The organism is Natrinema ejinorense (genome assembly GCF_002494345.1).
Taxonomy (GTDB): domain Archaea; phylum Halobacteriota; class Halobacteria; order Halobacteriales; family Natrialbaceae; genus Natrinema; species Natrinema longum.
On the sequence record NZ_NXNI01000001.1, the window covers coordinates 2,377,808 to 2,403,788 of the forward strand.

General features: G+C 66.1%; 22 protein-coding genes. 13 read left to right on the forward strand and 9 right to left on the reverse strand.

Going from position 1 to position 25,981, the window contains the following annotated elements; genetic code table 11:
- Positions 1–31: 31 nt before the first annotated feature.
- Positions 32–1,627: a bacterio-opsin activator domain-containing protein gene (locus tag CP557_RS11895; RefSeq protein WP_097380106.1), complete on the reverse strand. Its 1,596-nt coding sequence runs from the start codon at positions 1,625–1,627 to the stop codon at positions 32–34.
- Between the two features lie 679 nt (positions 1,628–2,306).
- Here CP557_RS11895 and CP557_RS22590 point away from each other — a divergent pair.
- Both CP557_RS22590 and msrB read left to right on the forward strand, forming a co-directional pair.
- A complete protein-coding gene (locus tag CP557_RS22590; protein ID WP_169924377.1) occupies positions 2,307–2,468 on the forward strand; it encodes a hypothetical protein in 162 nt (53 codons plus the stop codon).
- Positions 2,469–2,592: 124 nt separating this feature from the next.
- Entirely contained in the window at positions 2,593–2,994 is a 402-nt protein-coding gene (msrB, locus tag CP557_RS11900) for a peptide-methionine (R)-S-oxide reductase MsrB (RefSeq protein ID WP_097380107.1), read from the forward strand.
- A gap of 117 nt (positions 2,995–3,111) precedes the next feature.
- On the opposite strand, the gene CP557_RS11905 is transcribed toward msrB, so the two are convergent.
- The 5 genes from CP557_RS11905 to CP557_RS11925 form a co-directional block, all read right to left on the reverse strand.
- Positions 3,112–4,011: an HFX_2341 family transcriptional regulator gene (locus CP557_RS11905; protein ID WP_097381622.1), complete on the reverse strand. Its 900-nt coding sequence runs from the start codon at positions 4,009–4,011 to the stop codon at positions 3,112–3,114.
- A 157-nt stretch (positions 4,012–4,168) separates the two neighbouring features.
- Complete coding sequence (locus CP557_RS11910; protein ID WP_097380108.1) at positions 4,169–4,546, reverse strand: cupin domain-containing protein; 378 nt, start codon at positions 4,544–4,546, stop codon at positions 4,169–4,171.
- Positions 4,547–4,705: 159 nt separating this feature from the next.
- Positions 4,706–5,374, reverse strand: a complete 669-nt coding sequence (locus CP557_RS11915) for a hypothetical protein (protein WP_097381623.1) — start codon at positions 5,372–5,374, stop codon at positions 4,706–4,708.
- Positions 5,375–5,507: 133 nt separating this feature from the next.
- The gene (locus CP557_RS11920; RefSeq protein WP_097380109.1) at positions 5,508–6,986 is read right to left on the reverse strand and encodes a sodium:solute symporter family protein; all 1,479 of its coding nucleotides are present in this window, start codon (positions 6,984–6,986) and stop codon (positions 5,508–5,510) included.
- Complete coding sequence (locus CP557_RS11925; RefSeq protein WP_097380110.1) at positions 6,983–7,270, reverse strand: DUF3311 domain-containing protein; 288 nt, start codon at positions 7,268–7,270, stop codon at positions 6,983–6,985. Before CP557_RS11925 ends, CP557_RS11920 begins: the two co-directional genes overlap by 4 nt.
- 176 nt (positions 7,271–7,446) lie before the next feature.
- Between CP557_RS11925 and CP557_RS11930 the strand changes: the two genes are divergently transcribed.
- From CP557_RS11930 to CP557_RS11940, 3 genes are all read left to right on the forward strand, one after another.
- Entirely contained in the window at positions 7,447–8,334 is an 888-nt protein-coding gene (locus CP557_RS11930; protein WP_097380111.1) for an ArsR/SmtB family transcription factor, read from the forward strand.
- A gap of 140 nt (positions 8,335–8,474) precedes the next feature.
- Positions 8,475–9,893 carry an APC family permease gene (locus CP557_RS11935; RefSeq protein WP_097380112.1) on the forward strand — a complete coding sequence of 473 codons (1,419 nt, stop codon included), beginning with the start codon at positions 8,475–8,477 and terminating at the stop codon, positions 9,891–9,893.
- On the forward strand, positions 9,893–10,600 hold the full coding sequence (locus CP557_RS11940; RefSeq protein ID WP_097380113.1) for a universal stress protein: 708 nt from the start codon (positions 9,893–9,895) through the stop codon (positions 10,598–10,600). Before CP557_RS11935 ends, CP557_RS11940 begins: the two co-directional genes overlap by 1 nt.
- Before the next feature lie 15 nt (positions 10,601–10,615).
- Here CP557_RS11940 and CP557_RS11945 read toward each other — a convergent pair whose 3' ends face one another.
- A complete protein-coding gene (locus tag CP557_RS11945) occupies positions 10,616–11,779 on the reverse strand; it encodes an MFS transporter (RefSeq protein ID WP_097380114.1) in 1,164 nt (387 codons plus the stop codon).
- 135 nt (positions 11,780–11,914) lie between these two features.
- Positions 11,915–12,673 (reverse strand): universal stress protein, encoded by a 759-nt coding sequence (locus CP557_RS11950; protein WP_097380115.1) that lies wholly within the window; start codon positions 12,671–12,673, stop codon positions 11,915–11,917.
- Between the two features lie 107 nt (positions 12,674–12,780).
- Here CP557_RS11950 and CP557_RS11955 point away from each other — a divergent pair, with 107 nt between their 5' ends.
- The 5 genes from CP557_RS11955 to mutL all read left to right on the forward strand — a co-directional run bounded on the left by CP557_RS11955 (position 12,781) and on the right by mutL (position 20,946).
- The gene (locus tag CP557_RS11955; RefSeq protein WP_097380116.1) at positions 12,781–13,104 is read left to right on the forward strand and encodes a tRNA-binding protein; all 324 of its coding nucleotides are present in this window, start codon (positions 12,781–12,783) and stop codon (positions 13,102–13,104) included.
- A gap of 117 nt (positions 13,105–13,221) precedes the next feature.
- Positions 13,222–15,903: a DNA mismatch repair protein MutS gene (gene mutS / locus CP557_RS11960; protein ID WP_097380117.1), complete on the forward strand. Its 2,682-nt coding sequence runs from the start codon at positions 13,222–13,224 to the stop codon at positions 15,901–15,903.
- A 91-nt stretch (positions 15,904–15,994) separates the two neighbouring features.
- On the forward strand, positions 15,995–17,563 hold the full coding sequence (locus CP557_RS11965) for a PAS domain-containing protein (RefSeq protein WP_097380118.1): 1,569 nt from the start codon (positions 15,995–15,997) through the stop codon (positions 17,561–17,563).
- A 168-nt stretch (positions 17,564–17,731) separates the two neighbouring features.
- Complete coding sequence (locus tag CP557_RS11970) at positions 17,732–18,532, forward strand: SDR family NAD(P)-dependent oxidoreductase (RefSeq protein ID WP_097380119.1); 801 nt, start codon at positions 17,732–17,734, stop codon at positions 18,530–18,532.
- Positions 18,533–18,723: 191 nt separating this feature from the next.
- Positions 18,724–20,946 carry a DNA mismatch repair endonuclease MutL gene (gene mutL, locus CP557_RS11975; RefSeq protein WP_097380120.1) on the forward strand — a complete coding sequence of 741 codons (2,223 nt, stop codon included), beginning with the start codon at positions 18,724–18,726 and terminating at the stop codon, positions 20,944–20,946.
- Positions 20,947–20,972: 26 nt separating this feature from the next.
- Here mutL and CP557_RS11980 read toward each other — a convergent pair whose 3' ends face one another.
- Positions 20,973–22,295: an MFS transporter gene (locus CP557_RS11980; RefSeq protein ID WP_097380121.1), complete on the reverse strand. Its 1,323-nt coding sequence runs from the start codon at positions 22,293–22,295 to the stop codon at positions 20,973–20,975.
- A 229-nt stretch (positions 22,296–22,524) separates the two neighbouring features.
- On the opposite strand from CP557_RS11980, the gene CP557_RS11985 reads away from it, so the two are divergent.
- The 3 genes from CP557_RS11985 (at position 22,525) to kdgK1 (ending at position 25,971) form a co-directional block, all read left to right on the forward strand.
- Positions 22,525–22,884: a VOC family protein gene (locus CP557_RS11985; protein WP_097380122.1), complete on the forward strand. Its 360-nt coding sequence runs from the start codon at positions 22,525–22,527 to the stop codon at positions 22,882–22,884.
- Between the two features lie 56 nt (positions 22,885–22,940).
- Positions 22,941–23,996, forward strand: coding sequence for an RNA 3'-terminal phosphate cyclase (gene rtcA / locus CP557_RS11990; RefSeq protein WP_097380123.1), 1,056 nt, complete (start codon positions 22,941–22,943; stop codon positions 23,994–23,996).
- Positions 23,997–25,011: 1,015 nt separating this feature from the next.
- On the forward strand, positions 25,012–25,971 hold the full coding sequence (gene kdgK1 / locus CP557_RS11995) for a bifunctional 2-dehydro-3-deoxygluconokinase/2-dehydro-3-deoxygalactonokinase (RefSeq protein WP_097380124.1): 960 nt from the start codon (positions 25,012–25,014) through the stop codon (positions 25,969–25,971).
- Positions 25,972–25,981 lie beyond the last annotated feature (10 nt).

The following is a 25,981-nucleotide window of genomic DNA, read 5'->3' on the forward strand; positions in this document are numbered from 1 at the left end:
CGACCGCTGTACGCAGTGTCAGTACGGCGGATCACTCGAGGAGTTCGTCGAGGAGTTTTCGCTGGGCAGTCCGTAGATGCTGGTGGTACGTCGACCGCGAGATGTCCATCGACGCGGCCAACTCCTCGCCGGAGATGTCTCGGGGCCACTCGAAGTAGTTCGCGTAGTAGGCCTTTCGAAGCGCCATGAGCTGTCGGTCGGTCAGCGACGACTCGAGTCGCGTCACGATGTCCTTCCGGGTCCGGGCGGGTTCTTCCGTTTCGTGATAACTATCGAGTTCGACACGGTCGTATCGGCGCTCGAGCAGGTCGTACGCCGACCGTGCGGATCGCCCGTCCGGGAGTTCGAGGACGAGATCGGCGACACCGTCGGTGACTGTCAGCTCCTGGATCACCCCACCGTACTCGCTCAGCACCGTCACGAGTCCGTCTTCGGCCTCGACCTCGAGGACGGTGTCGCTCTCGGTCTCGGAGAGGATTTCTACGTCGCGTCCGTTCTCGAACGCGTCCTGCACGCTGGCAGCGTCGAGTTCGCGATCGGCATGGAGGAAGACGAGCGGCGTCCCGTTAGCGTCGTAGGTCACGCCGCGGTAGGTAATCGTAGCGTCGACGGCAGTCGACAACGCCGTGACGAACAGCGACGGATCCTCGAGGGAAACCGCCATGGAGACGACGGTCTCGGTCGTGAGCATCCGCCTGACTTCGAGCGCGTTCATCGCGGTCGCGATCGTCTCCGCCAGCGACTCGAGAACGAAGCGTTCCCGTTCGTCGAAGGCCTCGGGGTCGGCGGCGAACACGACGAGGACGCCGTAGGTGATCTCACCGTAGGTCAACGGCAAGGCGATGAGCGATTGGACGTGTTCGCCGGCCCCCTCTGGCCACCATCGGTCGGCAGCGTCGAACGCGTCGAGATCCTGGATAACGCGTGGCTGGCCGTCCTCGAACGCCCGAATCGCGGGATGGCTTTCGTCAGTCCCGATGACGAGTTCGTCGTCCTCGAGGGAAACGTCCCCCTCGCTGGCCCACTCCTGGGGGGACAGCCGCCGGTTCGTGACGTCGGCCCGGCCGATCCACGCGAGCACGTAGGGATCGGTTTCGGTGAGTCGCGCACAGACTTCGCGTTCGATCTCTCCCCGCGTCTCCGCACCGACGGCGGCGTCGGTGACATCACGGACGAGTCCGTCGACGCGCTCGAGGACGTGTTCGAGCGCCTGCCGTTCGTCGCGGACCTGTTGGGCGTTTTCCTCGGCGGCGATCTCGGCGAGTTTCCGCTCGGTGATCTCGACGTGGACGATCGACACCAGTCGCTCGTCGCCGTCGCGAAACCGGCTGGCCCGCATCATGAACCAGCGCTTTGCCGCCGGTGAGTGACAGGGATACTCCATCTCGAAGGACTCCTGGTCACCGTCGAGCACGCGCTCGATCCCTGCAACCGCTCGAGTGGCGTGTTCGTCGTCCGCAGTGGTGGCAGTCGCAATGTAGTCGACACCGAGGTGGTCCTCGCTCTCGGGAGCGAACTCGCGCCAGGATCGGTTCGTCAGCCTGATCTCGCCGTCGTCGTCGATGACGGCGATGGTGATCGGGAGCGTCTCGAGCGTCGCCGCAGCGAGGTCCTGCCGGGAAGCCATCGCCTGCGAATACGTCCTGCCCTGGCTTAACGCTTAACAGGAGTGGTACGCACACGGGGTCAGAATCGACAGTTCGGCGACCGTTCCGGTGCGCTACGCCGATCGAGTCTCCTGAGCCGAGCGGCCGGTTTGCAAGAAAGGCGACTGCTCCCGTCCGGTCCTGCCAGTCGCCGAATGGGGTGGCTCCGATCGTCCGGTTCGAGACCGAGCGGTCGCGTTGGGCAGTCAATATTTATATAGGTGTTCGTTGACAACCACCACGGAGATCCGGTGTGCTGGACTCCTCATCCACGCGAGCGACGATTCGAGCGCTGATACGGTCTGGTGTACCGTTCGACCGGTGCGACCCCAGGATAGTCCCGGTTGCACCGGCTTACAGTAGTCCGTCCGACACCGGATGGGGAACGACGACACCGATTCACTCGAAGTCGGGCCCTCGAGGGCACAGCGACACCGACGAGCCGGTCTCCGATCGAACCCAATGCGGCTCGACGGGCCTGACGGCACGCGTCGGCGTGGTCGGCCCGGACGAGCAACGCGATCCACGCTCACCCCTGTCAATCGTGGCGTAGCGGTGACCGGTCGCCGCTCGACGACCGGTCACAGCTCCCGTTGGAACCCCTGACGTTCGCAGCTGCCTGCATAAACGCCTATGTGACCCTATGACATATCACGGACTATGGCAAGCGACCACCGCACGCGCGAACGGTCACGCTGTCGGAACTGTGGGTTCGAAGCACCCGGCGGAGACGACGAATGGCAGCGGATCGAGGTTCCGAAACTCGGCCGGATGACCCAGTGTCCCGACTGTGAGAGTACGGACGTCATCACCAGCCGGTGAGTCGGCCCGCTCGAGCCGACGCTCCGTCTCGATGGATTGTGGACACCGCTCCCGATGGGCGATCGGGCCGCGACCGGCAACCGGGGCAGACAGACTCTTGAGTGTCTCCCACTAACGGCCACCCATGAGCAACGAGCCGAATGCCGTCCCGACGAGCGACGAGGAATGGCGCGAGGAACTGAGCGACGCGGAGTACCGGATCCTCCGCGAGGCCGGCACTGAGACCCCGTTTAGCGGAGAGTACGTCGATCACAAGGCGGACGGTTCCTACGCCTGTGCCGGTTGCGGGGCCGAACTGTTCGACTCCGAGACGAAGTTCGACTCCGGCTGCGGGTGGCCCAGTTTCTACGACGTCGACGACGACCTGGTCGACACCCGAACCGACACCAGCCACGGCATGCGCCGTACCGAGGTCCTGTGTGCCGACTGCGGCGGCCACCTGGGCCACGTCTTCGAAGACGGCCCCGACCCGACGGGCAAACGCTACTGTATCAATTCCCTCGCCCTCGAGTTCGACGAGGAGTGATCGCCGTTCCCGACGGACCAGCCGCGCGAAAACCGTGGTCTCCTTCTCTCGGCTATCACGCTTCGGGCTGCTCTGATCCGGCGGACGCGAGACGGCCGACCGATCGGCCGGTCGTCGCTACCTCGAGTCGTCGTCGGAATGGGCTCGCACCCACAACTCGCCGATACGGGAGAGCCGCGTCCGGTAGGACTTGCCGTGTTCCTCGCGTTCGATGTAGCCCTTGCCGCCGGGACCGAGCCGGTCGACGTTGTAGATGACCTTCGACCGGAAGCTATCGGTGTACTCCTCGTTGAGTTCGCGGGCCAGCGACTCCGCGAGCTCCGAGACGGAGTCGAACTCGCCGTCCTCGCCGAGCTTGTAGAGGATGAGTTCCTCGAAGGGCTTGACGTTCGAGAAGGAGGCAACCGGCAACTCGACGATGTGTTTGCCGTCGATCTCCTTCGCGCCGATCGTCGTCCCGCGCTCGTCGAACTCGTCTAACAGATCGCACGCGCTCTCGAGGCGGCTCGTGATCCGGTCGTCCGCGATGTCGTCGGCCTCGCCGAGGTCTTCGAGCAGCGCGATCTGCTCGCGCAGTTCCTCGGCGAGTTCGGTCTCGAGGTACTTCTCGGGGGCGGTGTAGTAGGTGTGGATCCCCTCGCGGTCCTCCTGGCGTTCGACCATCAGCGAGTGGGCGGCGTTGGCGAAGGCGAAACTCACGGTCCGGGGCATCGCGGCGACGTTGACCCAGACCTCGTTGCCCCGGTCGAGCTCCGCGGTGATGAGCTCGTAGGCCTGCTCGAAGGCGTCGTCGTAGTCGTAGACGTCCTCTAAGACGAACCGCTCGGTCTCGGCCCCCAGCAGGTTCTTGAAGTCCGTCTCGAGTTTCTTCGAGAGATGTCGCGAGTACTCGACGTTGGCCTCGCTCCCGACGGCCCCCTCGAGGAGAATGACGCTGTCGACGTCGATCTGATCGCGCACGAGGGGCGCGATCAGCCGGTCGTAGTCGAAGCCGACCGGAACGATGTGCGTTTGCATACCCGATACGTTGCGGTGCCGTTTATAAAAAGCACCAGTTCTCGTACCGTTGGTGTGGGGATCGTCGGTGTCCGTCGATGCGTCGTCCGTGGCCATCCTCCCGGACGGAGAAGAGACGTGACGATTTAGTATCCTTTTTAATGATTCGAACGGTACATTATGGCTCGTATGGCTGCCCACCGTCGTTCGTCGGGGCGCCCATCGCGAGGACGCGGACGGTGTCGGTCGATTCATCCGAGTTGAACGCGCGGTGTGGGTTGCCCGGTTCCACGAGGAACACGTTCTCCGCCTCGACGTCGTAGGTTCGCTCGGGGGTTTCGACGTTGAGCGTCCCCGAGAGGACGTAGAACGCCTCCTCTTGCGTTTCGTGATAGTGATACTGGAGCGGAAGCTGTTCGCCGGGTTCGGCGACGTACAGCCGAACGCCGAGCTGGTCGAACGTCATCCCGTCGTCGGCGCCAGTGATCGAATGGGTCCGGCATGGCCGATCCGACAGTCGACCGTGCGTCTCTGGATCCACGACTTGGTAATCCATACCATCCGGTTGTCTCCCCGGGGATAAATTAGTACGGATTTTGATAATCGTCGTGTAATATTATGTATAACTTCGCGGCCGTGATCGGACGGGGTGATGTGGCTGGCCGGGCTGGCGACGAGGAGCCGACGAAAGATCGAGCCCGTTTGCGAACCCGAATCAACCGTCGGACGCGGGCTCGAGGTCGAGTCCCCGGAACAGATCGACGATCGCCTCGCGGTCGCGGGTCGGATCGACGTCGAGGGCGGCCGCGAGCAGGTCCGCGTCGTCGGGGGCCTCCAGCGGGACGATCCCGCCGGCCATCACGTACGCGTCGGCGGCGGGCCAGACGGCGACGTGGGCTTCGGCGTCGATCGTCGCGGTTTCGTCACCGCTGTCGGCGCTCGTACCGCTGTCGGCGCTCGTACCGCTGTCGGTCGCCGTCGCTCCGTCGGTCGGATACGACGCCTCGAGGACGGTGAGATGGCCGACGGCTCCATCGGGCCGGTCGATGAATTCGCTCGCGCGTTCCCCGCCGACGGCGATGCCATCGTCCTCGACGGTCTCGACGAACACCTCGCGGGCTTTGGGGGCGGCCAGCTCGAGCGCGTCGGCCGGTGAGAGTCCGATGGCCGACAGGGAGGGACTGACGTGGAGGTCGACGGTGAACAGCGATCGGGCCGGGACATCACCGTCCGATCGGAGCCGCTCGAGGGCGTCGGCGGTCGGTCGGTGTTCGAAGACGGTCGTTTCGGCGGTCACCGTCGCCAGCGAGAGGCTGCGTTCGTCGGTTCGGCCGCCGAGACGACGCCAGTCGTCGGCGACTGCGGGCGGCAGGTCGATAGCCATCGTCGTCGCGTACACGGGCGGGGCCGTTCAGGGTGGCGGTTCCGAGTCGCTCGGACGGACTACCGTACGTCAGTGCCGGCCCAGCCACGACCCGTCCTGCGGGTGCGCCGGTCGATCGGTACGGCAAACCCCCTCAGTCCGCGCCCAGTCGGTCGAAGTAGATCGCGCGCCGTTCGGCGGCCGCCGGCGACGTGACGAGCGACACGACGACGGTGACGACGAGTCCGAGTCCCATGCCGACGATGCCGGCCGACCAGCCGGCGTAGGAGTTCGGAACGACAGCGAGGAAGAGACTCAGGATGTAGAAGAGCTGGCTCACTACCACTCCGGCAGTGATGCCCGCTCGCGTGGTTCCGCGCCAGTAGAGGGCGAGGAGGATCGGCAGTGCGAGTTGGGCGAAGCCGCTAAAGGCTGCGTTACCGATCTCGAACAGCGTTGCGGGCTGGACGAGACTGACGACGAACGCAGCGGTCGCGAAGATCACGACCCCGGAGCGGGCGATCAAATCCTCCCGGCGATCGGAGAGGTCCTGCTCGATGAACGGCCGGTAGAGATCTCGCGTGAAGTACGACGACCCCGACAGCAGCATCGAGTCCGAGGAGGACATCATCGCGGCCATCGCGCCGGCGATGACGAGCGCGGCGAACCAGGTCGGCGTGAATTCCGCGAGGACCAGCGGCAGGACGTTCGCACCCTCCGGAACCGCCACCTCGAGGCCGGCGGCCCACGCACCGAGCATGAACGAGGGGACGAAGAGGAGGACACAGAGGATCGGCCAGAGGACGAAGGACCGTTTGAGGACCGTTTTGGATCCCGCGGCGAAGAAGCGCTGGTTGACCTGCGGGAACATCGCGACGCCGAAGCCGATCGTGATCGCCGTCGAAAGCATCCACGGGACCGTGTAGTAGTCGCTGCCAAGCGAGAGGAAGCCGCCGGTGTCGGGGTTGGATGCGAGCGCGTCCGTCGCAGCGCCGGGGCCGCCGACGGCCGCGAGCACCCACAGCACGGCGACCCAGGTGGTGACGAGCATGAACGCACCCTGCAGCGTGTCGGTCCAGGCGATGCCGCGCATCCCCGCGACCACGACGTAGAGGATCATGAACGCGGTGATCAGGCCGGCCCCGGCGGCGTAGGAGACCGCGCCCTCGGTGAGCGCCTCGAGTGCGGTCCCAGCCCCGACCTGCTGGAGCATGACGTACGGAAAGAGCCACATGAGGCTAACGCCGGCGACGAGCCCACGGAGCCACCGCGAGCCAAAGCGGTCGCCGAGCATCTCCCCGAGGGTGACGTACCCGTATCGCTGGCCGAGCAGCCACTGCTTGTAACCGACGACGTACCAGAGTATCGCGAAGATGATGCCGTCCATCAACCCCATGACGAGGATCCACTCGGGGCCCTGCGCGTAGGCGATGTTCGGGCCGGCGAAGAATGTAAACGCCGACAGCAGCGTCGCGAAGGTCGTAAACAGCAGGACGACCGTCCCGAGCGTTCGGCTCGCCAGATAGAAATCCTCGGCCGTGCGGTCGGTCAGTCGGTAGGCGACCAGCCCGACCGCGAGCGCGATCATGAGGTAGCCGACGATGATAGCCAGCTGCAGCGTGACCGGTCTCACGGCGGATCACCACCGGGTTGCCGGTCTCGAGCACGATCGGGATCGGTCAGCCCCGTGCCCCGTGAGCCCCGACCGCCTCCGTCGGTTTCGACGCCGATTCCCCATGCTCGCTGTGTGAAGACCCAGAAGACGGCCGACGCCAGCACCATCCAGCCGACGTGCCACCAGAGCCAGACCGGAAGCCCGGCGACGATGGTCGCCGACCCCCACAGGAACCACGGGATCGCGAGTCCCGCAAGAACGACTCCGAGTACGAGCCAGCGCCCCAGTTCGTTCCGACGCATGTGCGACCCTTTGTCGCGATATGGGTAACTCTTACTATTCGATCCAGGATATCGAAGAGATTTATTCATCGGTCGGGCCACCCGATCGCGTGCCGTGGTTTTCGGTAGCTAAAATCGCGCTTTCACCGAGGAAAAAGAGTATGTGTGTCTGACAGCGATTAGGAATCGACACCCGTATGGCCCGTTTGTTCCCCTTTCGCTCCGAGACGGCTACCGAAGAGGGCCAGCCCCGCGTCGTCGACCTCGAGGGCGAGGACGCCGACGCGGTGTTCGGCGCGCTCTCCTCGACGACGGCACGGGAGATCTATTCGCATCTCGACGACGAACCCGGCGCCCCCAGCGACGTCGCCGACGCGATCGACTCCTCGATCCAGAACGTCCGCTACCACCTCGAGAAGCTCGAGGACGCCGGACTCGTCGAGGTAGTCGACACCTGGTACTCCTCGCGTGGCAACGAGATGAGCGTCTACGCGACGACCGACGGGCCGTTGATCGTTACCAGCGACAAATCGCGGGCGACGCAACTGAAGGAGGCGCTCTCGCGCTTGGTCGGCGGTATCGGTGTGCTGGCGGGCGGGAGCTTGCTGGTCCAGTATGGGGTGACCCGATGGCTCGGGCAAACCAGCACGGGCACCACGCCGGGCGGGACCGAACAGCCGGCAGCGGGAGGCGACGGGGGGCAACCGGACGGAGCGGCCACCGAGTCGACCGACGAACGCTCGCGGGACGATCGGGCTGTCGATTCGGCCGACGATGGCATGGATGCCGAGACGACCGACGGCGGAGACGACGTCGGCATCGCGGACGTGGAGAACCAAGACGGCGGCGCCGCCGAAAACGCCGGGGGCGGGGACGCCGGGGCGGGGGATTCGGGGTCGGTAGACCCGAGGTTCGATGCCGACAACGAGACGCTGCAAAACGCCACCGACGGGGCCACGGACGCGGCGGAACCGGTCCTCGAAACCGTCCCACCGGGACTGCTCTTCTTCCTCGGCGGACTGGCCGTCCTGCTCGTGATCGTGGTGTACTGGTACTGGTATCGGCCGCGGTATCGCATCAACTGAACCGGCGTGTGAGCGGGGACAACGACGACTCGAACGGAGTCGACTCGGCTAGATAGGGCCCGATCGCTCGATGCCGGCGGCGGTCCCAGCGACGTGCAGCCAGCAGTAGAGATTTATGGACCGCACGAATCATTGTCATCATGGGCGACACGTCGTCGACCGGTGGGACCAACATCGAAGGGGAGTCCCCACAGGTCGAGCCGACAGTCGAGACCGACGAAGCCACGATCACGGACGACGCCGAACTCGAGCGGACGCTCGGGCTCTCCGGTGGATTAGCGATCGGGATCGGGACGATGATCGGCGCCGGCATCTTCGTCTTTCCGGGGCTGGCAGCCGGGGAGGCCGGCCCCGCTGCGGCGGCGTCGTTCGCCATCGGCGCGCTCGTCGCCCTCCTGGTCGCGCTGCCGACCTCCGAACTCGCGACGGCGATGCCGAAAAGCGGGGGCGGCTACTACTATATTTCCCGCGGGCTGGGCACGCTCGCCGGGACCGTCGTCGGGCTGTCGCTGTGGTTCGGACTGGTGTTCGCGACGGCGTTTTACCTCGTCGGCTTCGGCTACTACGCCGTCGATACGCTCGCGGAACTCGGCGTCACGGTCGGTGACGGCTTCGTCATTCCGCTGGCGCTGTTGTTCGGCGCGGGCTTTACCGTTTTGAACGTCACGGGGACGGAAAACGCGGCGAAACTCCAAAACGGAATCGTCGCGTTGTTGCTGTCGATTCTCGTGGTTTTCCTCGGATACGGCGGACTCGATGCAGTCGGACTCGTCGGCGAACCGACCGCACCCGAGCAGTTCGCACCGTTCGGGACGCTCCCCATCCTGACGACCGCGGCGCTCGTGTTCACCTCGTATCTCGGGTTTGCACAGGTGGCGACCGTCGCCGGGGAGATGAAAAATCCCGGTCGAAACCTGCCGCTGGCGATGGTCGGCTCCGTGGTCATCGTCGGCGTTCTCTACGTCGTGACGGTCTTCGTCGCGACGAGTGCGTTCGGGAGCGAGCAACTCTCGGAATTCGGCGAGACGGCGATGGTCGAGGTCGGCCGCCACTATCTCGGCGCGGCCGGGGCGTTCGCGATCGTCTTCGGCGGACTGCTCGCGACGATGTCGAGTGCCAACGCGTCGGTCCTCAGCACGTCTCGAGCCATCTACGCCGTCTCGAAGGACGCCCTGTTACCACGACGCGCGAGTCACATCAATCTCCGCTATGGCACGCCACACGTCGCGCTTGGGATGGCCGGTGGGCCGATACTCCTGTTGGTCGCGACCGGCCGCGTTGAACTGCTCGCGGAAGTCGCCTCGTTTCTGCACCTCGTCATGTACGGGCTGATCTGCGTGGCGCTGCTCGCGGTGCGTCGCGACGAACCGGAGTGGTACGATCCCGACTTCCGCGTTCCCGGCTATCCAGCCGTCCCGATACTCGGCGCGCTCGCCAGTTTCGCCCTGATCGGGTTCATGCAACGCACGTCACAGTTCATCGGTATCGGTATCATGATCGCGACTGCCGGGTGGCACGCCTACTACGCCCGAGACGTGACGCTGAAGGGGGTATTATAATGACACACGTACTCGTTCCGCTGGCGATACTCGAGGGTGAATCGATTTCGGCCGGATTGACGACGCTGCTCGAGCCGATGGACGTGACCGTGCTGGGCTACCACGTCCTGCCCGAGCAGACGCCGCCGGACCAGGCCCGACTCCAGTACGAGGACCAAGCGACCGATGCGCTGACCGATCTCGTGGCGGAGTTCGAGGCGGCCGGCGGGCGGGCCGACCACCGGCTCGTGTTCACGCACGACCGGGAGCAAACGATCGATCGAATCGCGTCGGAGACGGGGGCGGACGCTTACGCGATCACGGGCGTGACCGGGCCGATCGATCGACTTCTCGTGACGGTGACGGGCACCGTCGCCGTCGAACGGATCTGTGCGTTCGTCGCCGAACTGGTCGACGAGCGCGAAATCGACGTCACGCTCTTCCTCGCGACCGACGACGGGGCCGGCGGGCGGGAGTCGCTCGAGTCCGCCGCCGCGCTCTTCTCGGAGCACGGCATCGACGTGGCGACCGAACTCGCCGTCGACGAGCCTCCCGTCGAGGCGCTCGTCGACGCCGCGGCCGGCCACGACGCCGTCGTCATGGGCGACCAGGCACCCTCGCTCCGGTCGTTTCTCTTCGGTGAGGAGGCCGAACGCGTCGCTGCCGAATCGGTCGGGCCCGTACTCGTCGTCCGAAATCCCGAGGAACCCGACGATATGAGCCGTTAAAACAGAGGCGGCGGACTACGCGACGCTCCGATTCGGCCGGAACCACAGCATCGTGACGAGCATCGCGACGTTGAGTCCCAGGAGCACGATGAACGACGGGTCGTAACTGCCGAGTAAATCACGCGCCCCGCCGATGGCGACGGGGCCGACCGCGCCGACGACGTAGCCCACGCCGATCATCATCGCGGTGAGCCGGCCGGCGGCGTCCGCGTTCGGGGCCAGATCGCTCGGAAGCGTCAGACCGAGCGCGAACAGCCCTCCCATCCCGATGCCGGTGAGGATGCCCCATCCCCACGGACTCACGAACGGGAACCAGACGAACCCCACGAGACCGATCGCGTTCAGGACGCCCGCCAGCACGAGCCACGGTCGGCGATCCGTCCAGCGGTCGGCCAGCGCCGGAATGCCGAGGGAACCACCCAGCTGTGCGATCACGAACAGGGTCAGGACGAACCCCGCTCGTTCCGTCTCCCATCCCAGATCGACGTACAGCGGTGCGATCCACGTCAGCTCCGAGTAGTACAGAAGCGTCTGCGCGCTGAAAAACAGCGTCGTGATCCACGCCCCGGTGTGCTGCCACGGAAGCTGGTTCTGCGTCGACTGCGCCCCACGCGACCCGGAGTCGTCGGACCGACTGATCGGGGCCCAGACGGCGGCGGCGATACCGGCTAACACCGCCCAGACGGCGAGTGCCCTGGGCCACGATCCGAGAACGCCGGTCAGTGGGGCGGTTCCGCCGGCTGCCACGGCCGCACCGATGCCCAGGCTCGTGGTGTAGAGCCCGGTCACGAGTGCTGCCCGCTCGGGAAAGTAATCGTTGACGATCGACGGCAGGAGCGTCTGACTGATCGCGATCCCGATGCCGATCAAGACGGTGGTCCCGAACAGGACGACCGCGGTTGCCCCCCAAACCCGCAGTGCTGTCCCCACACCGACGAGGACGGTCGCCCACAGGATCGCACGTTCCCGCCCGAGCAGCCGCGAAACGGGTGCTGCGGAAAACGCGAAGAGCCCGATCAGAAGCGTTGGAACCGTCGTAAGCAGGCTCACCGCAGTGTAACTGAGTCCCAGATCGGCGCGGATCGCCTCGAGCACCGGCGGTATCGACGTGATCGCCGGTCGGAAGTTCAGTGCGACCAGCAGTAGTCCGATCAGCAGTACCGTTCGGTTCCGTTTCACCTGCTCGGTCTATCAATCCAACTCCAGTAAATAAGTCTTGTATCTTCACTCCGCGTTGTGTTCGCCGCGAGTCAGACAGAACGTGGCGAGTCCAGCCGCGGACGGATCGATCGAACGGGGACGACAGTTCGTCCGTTATCCGTCGCCGTCGATCGCGTCCTCTTTGTCCGACTCGAGATACTCGCCGCGAATCACGAGCACCGGATCGACCGTCCGACGGGCCAGCCGTTCGGCCCGGTCGCGAAAGACGAACCGACGGATCGACGGTCGGCTTTCGCCCGCGACGAGGAGGTCGTGGTCGGTCGCTGCCTCGAGAATGGCGGCCGTGGGCGAGTCGTCGACGACGACCGAGCTGTCGATTCGACTCGCATCGACGCCCGCAGCGACCAGTTCCGACCGTGCCGTCTCGAGGAGTTCGACTCCCCCGTCACGCTCTGCCTCGTCCGAGACGACGTGAAACAGCGTGAGCTCGAGGGCCGTGTCGGTGAGGATCGTTCCGAGCAGTCCCGCGATGTGTTCGACGTTGACGTCGCTACGTATCGCGACGAGTACCGTCTCGAGGACGGGTGCCGGATTGAGCACCAGGACGGCGTCACAGGATTCGTCGACGGCGACGCGTTCGAACGTCTTCAGCCGGTCGTGGGTGAACGCCGATCGCGACGTGACGTCACAGCCGGCGTCTTCGAACACCGTCCGGAGTTCCGCGAGTTCCGCTTGCACGCGGTCGCCGTACTGTTCGCGTGCCTGATCGGGCCCGGTCTGGTCGGGCACCTCGCGATAGCCGAGCAAGACGACCGGAATCGATGCGAACGCGTCGACGATCGTTCGTGGCACGCTCTGGCCCTCGAGAACGTCGACTGGAACCAAGACGCGGTGGTCTCGATGTGCTGACATCGTTCGGGTTCCATCCCTCTACCACGGTGAGCATAATAGATCCCGTGCCGGCGACACCGTCTCGAGAACCGGGAGCTATAGTAGTTGCCGGCAGGATATCCCGGGACATGGTCGAGAGCCCGTTCGACGTAACGATCGAGGTCGGCGACGTGATCGACGCCGAACCGTTCCCCGAAGCGGAGAAACCCGAGATGACCAAACTGTGGATCGACCTCGGCGACGAGGAGATCCAGTCCGCCGGCCAACTGGCCCACCACTACGACGCCGACGACCTCGTCGGTCGCCAGGTGCTGTGTGCGACGAACCTCGGTTCGGTGCGGATCGCTGGCTTCAAATCCGAGGCGCTGACCGTCGGCGTCCCCAGCGAGGAGGGGTATCCGGTGTTAGTGTCGCCGGACGAAGACGTGCCCCTCGGCGCGCTGTTGTACTGACCGGGACTCCCCTTCGGGCGTACCGGGAACTGAACCTGATGGGGTCGCCGGTCGCCGACCGACCACTTTCACCGCGGATCCCGCAGGGTTTTTGCAGTGGAAGCAGAGTCTCCGACTATGACCGAGGCGACGGGTATCGTCGGAGAGTTCTTCTCCCTGAAAGAGGGAACCGACGCCGACTTATTGGCGATGCAGTGTGGCGATTTCTACGAGTTCTTCGGCGACGATGCCGAAACCGTCAGCGACGAGCTCGATCTCAAAGTCTCCCAGAAGTCCTCGCACGGGTCGTCCTACCCCATGGCTGGCGTGCCGATCGACGATCTCACGCCGTATCTCAAGGCCTTAGTCGAGCGCGGCTATCGCGTCGCCGTCGCCGACCAGTACGAGACCGATTCCGGGCATGCACGGGAGATCGTCCGCGTCGTGACGCCGGGCACCCTGCTCGAGACGACCGACGCCGACGCCCAGTACCTCGCGGCGATCGTCGACGGCGGCTCGAGCGAGACCGAGGACGCGTACGGGCTCGCGTTCGCCGACGTGACGACTGGGCGATTCCTCGTCGCGGACGCGACGGACGCCGACGACGCGCTAACGGAACTGTACCGGTTCGATCCGGTCGAAATCCTGCCGGGACCGGACGTCCGAACCGACGACGAACTGCTGGGGACGATCCGGGAGCGGGTCGACGCGGCGCTCACCCTTCACGAGACGGAATCGTTCGCGCCCAAGCGCGCCGATCACGCCGTTCGCGAGCAGTTCGGCACCGAGACCGTCGACCGGCTAACGGTCGGGGAGCCCACGGTCGCAGCGGCCGGCGCGATCCTCTCCTACGTCGACGAGACCGGTGCGGGCGTGCTCGCCTCGATGACCCGGATTCAGGCCCATCACGGCGACGACCACGTCACGCTGGACGCGACCACCCAGCGCAACCTCGAACTCACCGAGACCATGCAGGGCAAGCGCGAGGGATCGTTGTTCGCGACGATCGATCACACCGAAACCAGCGCCGGTGGCCGCCTGCTGAAGGAGTGGCTCCAGCGGCCGCGGCGCTCGCTCGAGCGCCTCGAGGACCGTCAGGAGAGCGTCGCCGCGCTCTCGACGGCAGCGCTCGCCCGCGACGAGATACAGGACACGCTCGACGAGGCATACGACCTCGCGCGGCTCGCCTCGAAGGCGACCCACGGCAGCGCGGACGCGCGGAACTTGCTCGCCGTTCAGGAGACGCTGGCGGTCCTGCCCGCGGTGGCCGATATCGTCGCATCGAACCCGGAGCTTGCCGACTCACCCCTCTCGGAGATCGTCGATCGGCCGGATCGGGATCTCGCACGGGAGTTGCGGGAAACCCTCGAGGAGGCGATCGCCGACGAGCCGCCATCGACGGTGACGCAGGGGGAACTCCTCCAGTACGGCTACGACGACGAACTCGACGAGGTGATCGACCGTCACGAGGAAGTCAAAGAGTGGCTCGGTAGCCTCGCCGAGCGCGAGAAAGCGCAGTACGGGCTCTCCCACGTCACCGTCGACCGGAACAAAACTGACGGGTACTACATCCAGGTCGGCAAGTCCGCCGCCGACGGCGTTCCCGACCACTACGAGGAGATCAAGACGCTCAAAAACTCCAAGCGGTTTACCACCGACGAACTCGAGGAGAAAGAACGGGAGATCCTCCGGCTCGAGGAACGCCGCGGCGAACTCGAGTACGAACTCTTCGTGGAGCTTCGCGAGGCGGTCGCCGCGCGAGCCGAACTGCTCCAGGACGTCGGGCGGGCGCTGGCAACGGTCGACGCACTGGCCAGTCTGGCGACCCACGCGGCCGAAAACCGCTGGGTTCAGCCCGCCCTGCATCGGGGTGATCGACTCGAGATCGAGCAGGGTCGGCATCCGGTCGTCGAGCAGACGACGGAGTTCGTTCCCAACGACGTGCGACTGGACGAGGATCGGGGCTTTCTGGTCGTCACTGGGCCCAACATGTCCGGGAAGTCGACGTACATGCGACAGGTCGCTTGCATCGTGTTACTCGCCCAGATCGGGAGCTTCGTCCCGGCGGAGGCGGCCGAAATCTCCCTCGTCGACGGCATCTTCACGCGGGTCGGCGCGCTGGACGAACTCGCACAGGGCCGGTCGACGTTCATGGTCGAGATGAGCGAACTCTCGAACATCCTCCACACCGCGACCGAGGAGTCGCTGGTCATCCTCGACGAGGTCGGCCGCGGAACTGCGACGTACGATGGGATCTCGATCGCGTGGGCGGCGACCGAGTACCTTCACAACGAGGTCCAGGCGAAAACGCTCTTCGCGACACACTACCACGAACTGACGGGGCTCGCCGAGACGCTCCCTCGCGTCGCCAACGTCCACATCGCGGCCGACGAGCGGGACGGTGAGGTGACGTTCCTCCGTACCGTCCGGGATGGGCCGACGGATCGAAGTTACGGGATCCACGTGGCCGACCTCGCCGGCGTTCCGGCTCCCGTCGTCGACCGCTCGCGGGACGTCCTGGAGCGCCTGCGCGAGGAAAAGGCCATCGAGGCCAAAGGCGGGGGCTCGAGCGAGCCCGTTCAGGCGGTCTTCGATCTGGGGAGCGGGACGATGCAGACCCAGGGGCAAGCCGAGGGGCAGTCACAGAGGCAGGCGGCATCGACCGACGGCGGTCCCACGGAGGCCGGATCCGAGGGACAGCCGATCGATCCCGCCACCGAGGCGGTCCTCGAGGAGTTCGAGTCGATCGACGTCAACGCGACGCCACCCATCGAACTCGTCTCGAAGGTCCAGGAGCTACAGAACCGACTCGAGGAGTAGCGCCCTCGAAGCGTCGCGTTCGGGGACGCGAAACCCGATCCGGACCGACCCGAAGTTTCTTTCGATCCGATACGAAACATGGTATGACTCGATGACAGTCGAGAACGAGGGCGGCGACCGGCAGCGGGACCGCCGCCACCACGAGGCGGTCCTCGAACTCATGCGAGAGGAGACTGTCGTCGACGGCGACTTCGACGATGCAGTGCGCTCGATTACGGAAACGGCCGTCCGAACCGTCGACTGCACGCGCGCCAGTATCTGGCTCTTCGACGGCGATCACGTCCGCTGTGTCGATCGGTACGACGGACGCACGGACGAGCACGCTGCCGGGACCGAACTAACCGCAGCCGACTATCCCGCGTACTTCGAGGCGCTCCGAACGCATCGGTCCATCAGTGCCGTCGACGCCCGGTCGGATCCGCGAACGCGGGAACTGACGGCGGCGTATCTCGAGCCAGCGGGGATCGACTCGCTGCTAGACGCGACGGTCCGGGCCGACGGCGACGTGATCGGCATGGTCTGTCACGAACAGGTGGGACGGACTCGCGAGTGGAGCGACGCCGAAATCCGGTTCGCCGGTGACGTGGCAGACGTCGTGCACCGCGCCCTTCGGAACCACCGCCGCGCCGAACGGCGACGGGAACTCGAGTTGAAGAACCGAGCGATCGACGAGGCCCCGATCGGGATCACCCTCAGTGCGCCCGACGACGATAATCCCCTCATTTACGCGAACGAACAGTTCGAACAGCTCACCGGCTACGCGCGCGAAGACGCTTTCGGGCGAAACTGCCGGTTCCTGCAGGGGCCTCGAACCGAACCCGAACCGCTCGCGGAGATGCGGGCGGCCATCGACGCCGAGCGGCCGTGTACGGTCGAACTCCGCAACTACCGCAAGGACGGGAGCGAATTCTGGAACCGGGTTACCATCGCCCCGGTTGCGAACGACGACGGCGACGTGATGAATTACGTCGGCTTCCAGCAGGACGTCACCGACCGCAAGGAAGCGACCCGGCAACTCCGGGTGTTGCACCGGGTCTTACGTCACAACCTCTCCAATCAACTGAACATCGTCCGGGGCACTGCCGAACAGCTCCTCGAGGGGGCGACCGACGCCGAGACCGCCGCGGAAACGATCATCGAGGAGACGGACCACTTGCTGGGAATCACGGACAAGCATCGATCGATCGTTCGCCTCTTGAGCGACCGTCCGTCCCCGGGCCCGATCGAGATCGAGTCGCTGTGCCGTCGAGTGATTCGAACCGTCGCGACGGAGTATCCCGACGCCGAGATCACGCTCGAGGGAGAGTCCGCCGTGACCGTCTCAGCGATCCCGGCCCTCGAAACGGCGATTCGAGAACTCGTCGAGAACGGACTCGCCCACGGCGAGCGATCGCAACCGGTCGTCGTGCTTCGCGTCGACCGTCGGCCCGAGACCGTCCGGATACGAATCACCGACGACGGCCCCGGCCTTCCCGCGGAGGAAGCGCGGATTCTTACCGGCGATCAGGCTGTCGAACCCCTCTACCACGGCCTCGGAATGGGGCTCTGGCTCGTGTACTGGATCGCGACGCTCTCACGGGGCACGATCACCGTCGAGGAGACCGGTTCGAACGGAACGACGATCTGCCTCGAAGTACCGCGCGCCGACGCCAGCGGCTAACCGAGATGGCGGACGGTCCCCGAGCCACCGAACCGCTACGGAGCGACGCAGTGTGAGTCAGTCATTATATTTCGAACCGCGACGGTACTCGATCGGGTCGCGTGATCGGCCGACGGCTGACGTGTTGGATCGATACAACTATGGGCTGGTAGGGGACCAGTTAGCACGATGCACGAAGCAACGTTCGACGTGGCAGGGAAGACCGCCATCGTCACCGGTGCGAGCCAGGGAATCGGCCAATCGATCGCGGAAACACTCGCGGCAAGCGGGGCGAACGTCGCGATCTGCTCGCGATCGATGGATCGCGTGGGACCGGTCGCCGAGGGGATCAACGAGGCCGCGGACGCTGGCGACGCGCTCGCCGTCGAGTGCAACGTCCGCGAGCGCGAGCAGGTCCAGACCCTCGTCGACGAGACGGTCGAGGAGTTCGGCGACGTCGACATCCTCGTGAACAACGCCGGCGGGGAGTTCGTCGCGCCCTTCGAGGACATCTCCGCGAACGGCTGGAAGACCATCGTCGACCTCAACCTCAACAGCACCGTCCACTGTACGCAACTCGCCGGCGAGGTCATGCGCGAGGGCGACGGCGGGGTCATCATCAACCTCTCGTCGGTCAACGGACAACACGCCGCGCCCGGCGAGAGCCACTACGGCGCGTCCAAGGCCGCGATCATCCGACTGACCGAGACGCTCGCCACGGAATGGGCCGAAGACGGCATCCGCGTCAACTGTATCGCGCCCGGTCTCATCCAGACGCCCGGCGTCGCCGAGACGCTCGGCATCGACAGCGAGGACATGCCGCCCCGCGAGGAGACCGACCGCCGTATCGGCCACGGCGAGGAGATCGCCGACGTCGCACAGTTCCTCGCCAGCCCCGCCGCCTCCTTCATGAACGGCGAGACCGTGACGGTGAAAGGCGTGCCCCGCGCCGGCAACTCGATGTCGCAGGATCTGGGGCTGCAGGACTGAGACGGTCTGCCGTCACTGGCTCCCGGCACACCCCTCGGCGGGTCGCGGCTGGGCCGGCACTGACAGGAGTCCGTCTGCCGACGGCTCGAGTCGAACCGACCGGGACGTAAGACCTAACCACCCGCCTTCTGTACGAGTAGGCACCACGTTCGGCGCGTCGGACCCACCGCGTTACCGACGCCACCTCCACTATGAGCGACGAGAGTACCCCATCCAAGCACGACACCGACATCCACCAGTTAGACGAAGCCACCGTCGCCCGCATCGCCGCCGGCGAGGTCGTCGAGCGACCCGCCAGCGCGGTGAAGGAACTCGTCGAGAACAGCCTCGATGCCGACGCCGATAGCGTCGACGTCACCGTCGAGGAAGGCGGTACCGAGCTGATTCGCGTCGCCGACGACGGGGAGGGCATGTCCGAGGCGGACCTCCGGGCAGCCGTCCGCGAGCACACGACCAGCAAGATCGAAGGGCTCGAGGACCTCGAGTCGGGCGTCGCGACGCTGGGATTCCGCGGTGAGGCGTTGCACACCATCGGCTCGGTCTCGCGGCTGACCATCCGCTCGCGACCCCGCGAGAGCGAGGGCGCGGGGACGGAACTCGTCTACGAGGGCGGCGACGTGACGAGCGTCGAGCCGACGGGCTGTCCCGAGGGAACGACGGTCGAGATCGAGGAGCTGTTCTACAATACCCCCGCTCGCCGGAAGTTCCTCAAGACGACCGCGACGGAGTTTTCCCACGTCAACCGCGTCGTCACGCGTTACGCGCTCGCGAACCCGGACGTGGCGGTCACGCTGACCCACGACGGCCGCGAGGTGTTTTCGACGACGGGCCAAGGCGACCTGCAGGCCGCCGTCCTGGCCGTCTACGGCCGCGAAGTGGCCTCGGCGATGATCCCCGTCGACGCCGACGGCGACGACCTCCCGCCGGGACCCCTCGAGTCCGTCTCCGGCCTCGTTTCCCACCCGGAGACGAACCGCTCGAGTCGGGACTACCTCGCGACCTACGTCAACGGCCGTGCCGTCACGGCCGACGCCGTCCGCGAGGGAATCATGGGGGCTTACGGGACGCAACTGGGCGGCGACCGCTACCCCTTCGTGTCGCTCTTCCTCGAGGTCCCCGGCGACGCGGTCGACGTGAACGTCCACCCGCGCAAGCGGGAGGTCCGCTTCGACGACGACGACGCGGTCCGCCGGCAGGTCGACGCCGCGGTCGAGAGCGCCCTGCTCGAGCACGGCCTCCTCCGGTCTCGCGCCCCCCGCGGTCGATCGGCACCGGGCGAGGCGCGAGTCGAACCCGGAACTCGCGGGGCCGATTCACCCGACTCGGAGCCGACCACGCTCGAGCGCAGCGCCGGCCCCACATCGCCCGCCGACGGATCGGCCGACGGCGACCGCGAGACCGGATCCGGGACCTCGGCGTCGACCGCCGGAGCGGACGCCGAACCGCCGACAACCGACCCCGCGAGCGGGGGTGGAAACGGCGACTCGAGCGGGGAGACGGAACCCGACCCAAGCAGCTCGGACACCGCCGTGGCTGATCGGTCCGCGGATCAACGCCCGCGCTCGACTAGCCAGAACGAGGGATCGACGACCGCGACGGAACCGAATGCAGCGACGGGCTCCGAGACGAGTGGCCGTTCCGCGGCCGGGTCGCCGGGGACGGGTTCGGCTCCACCGGCATCGGGTCGGGACCACGACTCGACGGCGGAGCCAAATCGCGATCTCGACCCCGGACGCAAGTTCGACGCGGCCACCGAACAGCGGACGCTGACCGGCGAGGCCGCGACGGGCGAGCGATCCGAGTTCGAGTCGCTGCCCTCGCTTCGGGTGCTGGGCCAGCTCCGCGACACCTATCTGGTCTGTGAGACACCCGACGGACTCGTCCTGATCGACCAGCACGCCGCCGACGAGCGGGTCAACTACGAGCGCTTGCAGGATGCTTTCGCGGACGATCCGAGCGCGCAGGCGCTCGCAGCGCCCGTCGAACTCGAGTTGACGGCGGCCGAAGCCGAAGCGTTCGAACAGTACAGCGAGGCGCTCTCGCGACTGGGGTTCTACGCCGATCGGGTCGACGACCGCACGGTCGCCGTGACGACCGTCCCCGCGGTGCTCGAGGCGACCCTCGAGCCCGACCGGCTGCGGGACGTGCTGGCCTCGTTCGTCGCCGGCGACCGCGAGGCGGGGGCCGAAACGGTCGACGCGCTGGCCGACGAGTTCCTCGGCGATCTGGCCTGCTACCCGTCGATCACCGGAAACACGTCGCTGACGGAGGGATCGGTCGTCGACCTGCTGGCGGCGCTAGACGACTGTGAGAATCCCTATTCCTGTCCACACGGCCGGCCGGTGATCGTCCAGTTCGACGAGAGCGAAATCGAAGATCGATTCGAGCGCGACTACCCTGGTCACGGCGGCTAGACCTCACGACCGCTCCCGTCTGCTCCTCACTCGCCGCTTGCTCCCTCGAGGGCCGGATCGTCGGCCTCGGCGGTCGTTCGGCGGCGGTGTCTGTACAGCCAGACGGTACAACAGAAGGCGATTGCGCCGGCGACGGTGGCGATTCCGAACGCGATCCGGTAGCCGGTCTCCGTGTAGACCCGGACGCCGCCGACGAGGTCGCCGGTCCAGTAGGCGTCGAGCACCCGCCCCATCAAGGTCGGGAAGATCGCCGCACCGGTAAAGGCCGCGGCGTTTGCCGCCCCCGTCGAAATACCGCTCGCGCTGCTGGGGTGGCGTTCCTGTACGACCGAGTACCCCAGCACGAACGTGCCGAGCATGATCCCCGCGATCAGAAACACCGCGCCGACGACCGGCAGCGGCGGGTTCCCGACCACCGCGAGCAGGGCGAGACAGGCGGTGTAACAGACCCCGCCGACGACCATCAGTTCGATCCGGCGCTCGAGGCGGTCGGCCAGCCAGCCGATGGCCGGCGGGCCGATCATCAGCCCGAGGCCGCCCAACAGGGTCAGCGTGGAGGCCCTGGTCACCGTCACGTCGTAGGTCTGGACGACGTAGGGCACGCCCCACAGCCCGAACAGGGTGATGTTCACCCCAGTCGCACAGAACAGCATGGCGCTGACGACCCAGAGCCAGCGGTCCCGGAGGACGGTGGCGAGAGAGGATTTGAGCTGGGCGTTCGTCAGGACCTCCTGTCCGGGGACGCCCTCGAGCGGCTCGAAGCCGGCGGCGCTCGGGGAGTTCCGGACGAGTGCGAACGCGACGACGGTCACCGCGAGGCCGAGGACACCGAGTCCGGCGACCGTCGATCGCCAGCCGAACCGCCCGACTGCGAGCGCGAGCGGCGTCGTCGCGAAGACGCCGCCGAAGCCGGCGACGGCGAAGGTCGCGCCGCTCATCGTCGCAAACTCGTCGGTCCGATACCAGTTCGCACAGAACCGGAGGACGCAGACGAAGATCACGCTCCCGCCGAGGCCGATCAGCCCGCGGGCCAGCGTCGCCGCGAGATACCCCTCCGCGAACGAGAACCAGACGACGCCGACGTTCATCACGACCGCCCCGGCGGTGGCCGTCAGCCGGGGGCCGATCCGGTCGGCCAGCAGGCCGGACGGGATCTGCATCGCCGCGTAGACCCAGAAGAAGACGGCGTGGAGCGTGCCCAGTTGTGTCCCGGTCGTGCCGAATGCGGCCATCAGATCCTCCGAGAGGACCGCCGTCGAGAGTCGACTGACGTTGACCAACAGGAAGAGAACCCCCAGTATCGCCCACAGGAGCCACCGACGCCGGAGCGGATCGTGCCAGAGTCGCATGTCGCTCCAATTCCCCGGCCGAGCACCGAAAAACTTCACCAACCGGAAACGAGGGTGGCTCGATCGATTCTCCGTCGGTAGTGGGACCGACGATGGGTGACGGCGGTGCGGGAACGAGTCCTCGAACCCGCCGCATTCGACCGAGCTGAACGCGCCGAATGGTTGGAAGAGTGACGGAAATTGCCGTTTCCAGTAGGCGTTTATCGGGCCCGAGATATGCTTGTGACGCATGGTTAAGATCAAAACTATTACTTTCGCTTGTAACGATCCGGAGCGACTGGCGTCGTTCTGGGAGGCGGCGCTCGACGGCGAACGGCGGGACCTCCCGCCGTCGATCGATCCCGAGGTCGTCGATCGACCCGGCGACGGGCCGGATCTGCTGTTCAAGGAGTTACCGAAAGGCACAGAGCAGGACCTGCCGATCCACCTCGATCTGGCGACGGACGATCGCGAGGCGACCGTCGACCGACTCCGCGACCTCGGAGCGTCCGTCCGCGAGACCAAGACCGAGACGGTCGCGTCCCGGACGTCGACCTGGACGATACTGGAAGATCCCGAGGGCAACGGGTTCTGCGTGACCGAGCCGTAGGCGGTCGGTGACCGGCGAGCGCCACTGGTAGGTGACTCGAGGCCGAACCACCACCGATGACGACCCCACGCGAACTCGACGGTGCGAGCGCCGGCGGCCAGTTCCTCCGGACCGCGCTCGCGCTATCGGTCCTCGCGAACGAGCCCGTTCGCCTCGAGAACGTCCGCGGCGACCGGCCGACGCCCGGGCTTCGCCACCAGCATCTGGCGGTCCTCGAAACGATGGCCGAGGCCTGTGACGCCGACGTCTCGGGCGCGGAACTCGGCTCGGAGACCGTCGCGTTCGACCCCGGACTCGAGGGCGACGGCGGGCTCGAGGGGGGCGAGTACGCCGCCGACATCGGGACCGCCGGCAGCGCGACGCTGCTTTGCAATGCGCTCCTCCCGCTGGTGACGGTCCTCGAGTCGCCGCTGTCGGTGACGATCACCGGCGGGACGGACGTGGCGTGGTCCCCGCCGTTCGATTACCTACGGGCGGTGAAACTGCCGCTGGTCCGACGGTTCGGCCTCGAGGCCGCGTGCGAGGCCGGTCGTCGCGGGTTCTACCCCGACGGCGGCGGCGAGGTCATGCTCCGGCTCGAGCCGTCCGCTCTCGAGCCGATCGACCTCGTCGAGCGAGGGTCACTCGAAGCCCTGCACCTCTACTCGACCGAGTCGGAATCGCTGGCCGACCGCGACGTCGCCCACCGGCAGGCGGAAGGGGCGCTCGAGCGGCTCGATTCGGACGCCCCCGAACTCGCAACGCAGTGTGAAACTGCCGCGGCCAGTCCCTCGCCGGGCTCCGCGATCGTGATTCGCATCGATCACGGGACCGGGATCGCCGGCGTCTCCGCCCTCGGCGAACGCGGGAAACCGGCCGAGCGGGTCGGCGAAGACGCGGCCGACGCCGCGAACCGCTTTCTCGCGGGGGCGGCCCCGGTCGATCGGCACATGGCCGATCAGCTGCTCGTCTTCCTCGCTGTCGCCGGCGGACGGGTCCGGGTGCCGGCCGTGACCGACCACATCGAAGCGGGACGTGACTTGCTCGAGGCGTTCGGGGTCGAAGTGATCCTCGAGTGCGACGGCGAGACGACGATGGTGTCGGTCGCGTCGCCGCTGGGCGGACTTGGGTAGTTGCCCAATACCCTTCTGTGACGGAACTGAGGGCGCGCCGCGAAACGCGGCGTGGAACGCCTGCACCGAACAGTCGTTTCGAAATACGGAGGGAGACTGCTGGTAGATATCCCTCGACGCAGCGGCTAGCGGGACTATGCTGTTCGAGGGAAGACACCGTCAATCCGAGTCGTTGAAGCGGTGCGGAGGCACTTGGGAAGATACGACCGAACTTCTACCGATCCAACACACGACCAGCGCCGACGGGCTCGACATGCCCTTCTCCGATGGGACGCCGCCCGCCGGTGTGTCACTGGGTATGCATACAGAGAGGCCTGCGGCGCAGTATTATCGAAGGTCTTTCGCTTCTCGGTCGCTGTAGGAAGTAACTCCTTCCAACTTGAACGCTGAGTACTCGGTCAGCTATACGCGTCTATATCGGAGTAAGGTGCGCCGACGAGCCAATCAAGGCCTAACAGCGCTAGTGAGAAACACCCCAGTCCAACCATGCTGAGAACGAAGACACTGCTGAAATCAGGATAGTCAGCCAAAACCAACGAGATGGCGTATATGACTCTCTTCATATGATTCTACTTTCGTCGAAGTACGATCCCTTCTTCTCGGAAGTTGATATAGAAGAGAATCCACGCTGTAGGCTATGTGTAGTTTGATGAATGTTCGATTTTTGATCCCATACGGTGTCTCTGTGGATTGCTTCCCTCTGGAACGTACGATCTCACGAGTACGTGAGGGGACAGTGACTACTTGGACTTATCGGCGGAAGTCGACTGCAGTCGGTACGAGCGAAACCGCTCCGCCGTCGGCGTAATCCAGCGACGGGAGTTGCTCCCGACAGTACCGGTCCGAAACTGCACCTCGTCACCTCCCTCGGCGGATCGGTGACCACCTTCCGTTCGGCGTACTGATCGGCCGGTCGTCAACAATCGCCACAACTTATAGCATCGCCGACCGTTGTCCCGCGTATGACCGACGGAGAGACTGCCGTTCGCTGTCGATCGATCCGGAGGGTCGAGCCGTGAGCCAGACCGACATCGTCACGTTCGGTGAGACGATGCTCCGGCTATCGCCACCCGATCACGAACGCCTCGAGAACGCAGCCGAGTTCGAGGTGCGTGCCGCCGGAGCCGAGAGCAACGTCGCCATCGCGGCGAGTCGACTGGGTGCGTCCGCGACCTGGATATCGAAAGTCCCTGAAAGCGCGCTCGGGCGGCGCGTCACCGGCGAACTCCGGAGCCACGGTATCGAGACGGACGTCGTCTGGAGCCACCGCGGCCGCCAGGGGACCTACTACCTCGAGCAAGCGGGCAAACCCCGCGGGACGAACGTGATCTACGATCGGGAGAACACCGCGATCTCGACGGCCGAGGCCCGCGAGTTCGACATCGACCGGATTCAGGACGCGAAGGTCTTCTTTACGACCGGTATCACGCCTGCCCTCTCCACGACGCTTCGGGACACGACGCTCAACCTGCTCAAAGCGGCCCGGAAGGGCGGGACGACGACCGCCTTCGACTTCAACTACCGGCGCAAGCTCTGGTCGCCCGACGAGGCCAGAGAGACCATGACGAAGCTGTTCCCGGGAATCGACGTGCTCGTGATCGCCGCTCGCGACGCGCGGACGGTCCTCGGGTTCGAGGGCGATCCCAGACAGCTCGCACACAAACTCGGCTCCCAGTACGACTTCACGACCGTCGTCGTGACCCGCGGCTCCGAGGGCGCGGTCGGCTGGCACGACAGCGTCGTCCACGACCACGACGCCTACGAGACCGACACCGTCGATCCGATCGGGACCGGCGACGCCTTCACCGGCGCGTTCATCGCCCGCCGGCTCGCCGGCGACGACGTCTCGACCGCCCTCGAGTACGCCGCCGCGACCGCGTCGCTCAAGCGAACGATCCCCGGCGACGTCGCGCTCGTCACGGCCGACGAGGTCGAGACCGTCGTCAACGAGCAGGACGAAGCGATTTCGCGATAGTCTCTCGAAC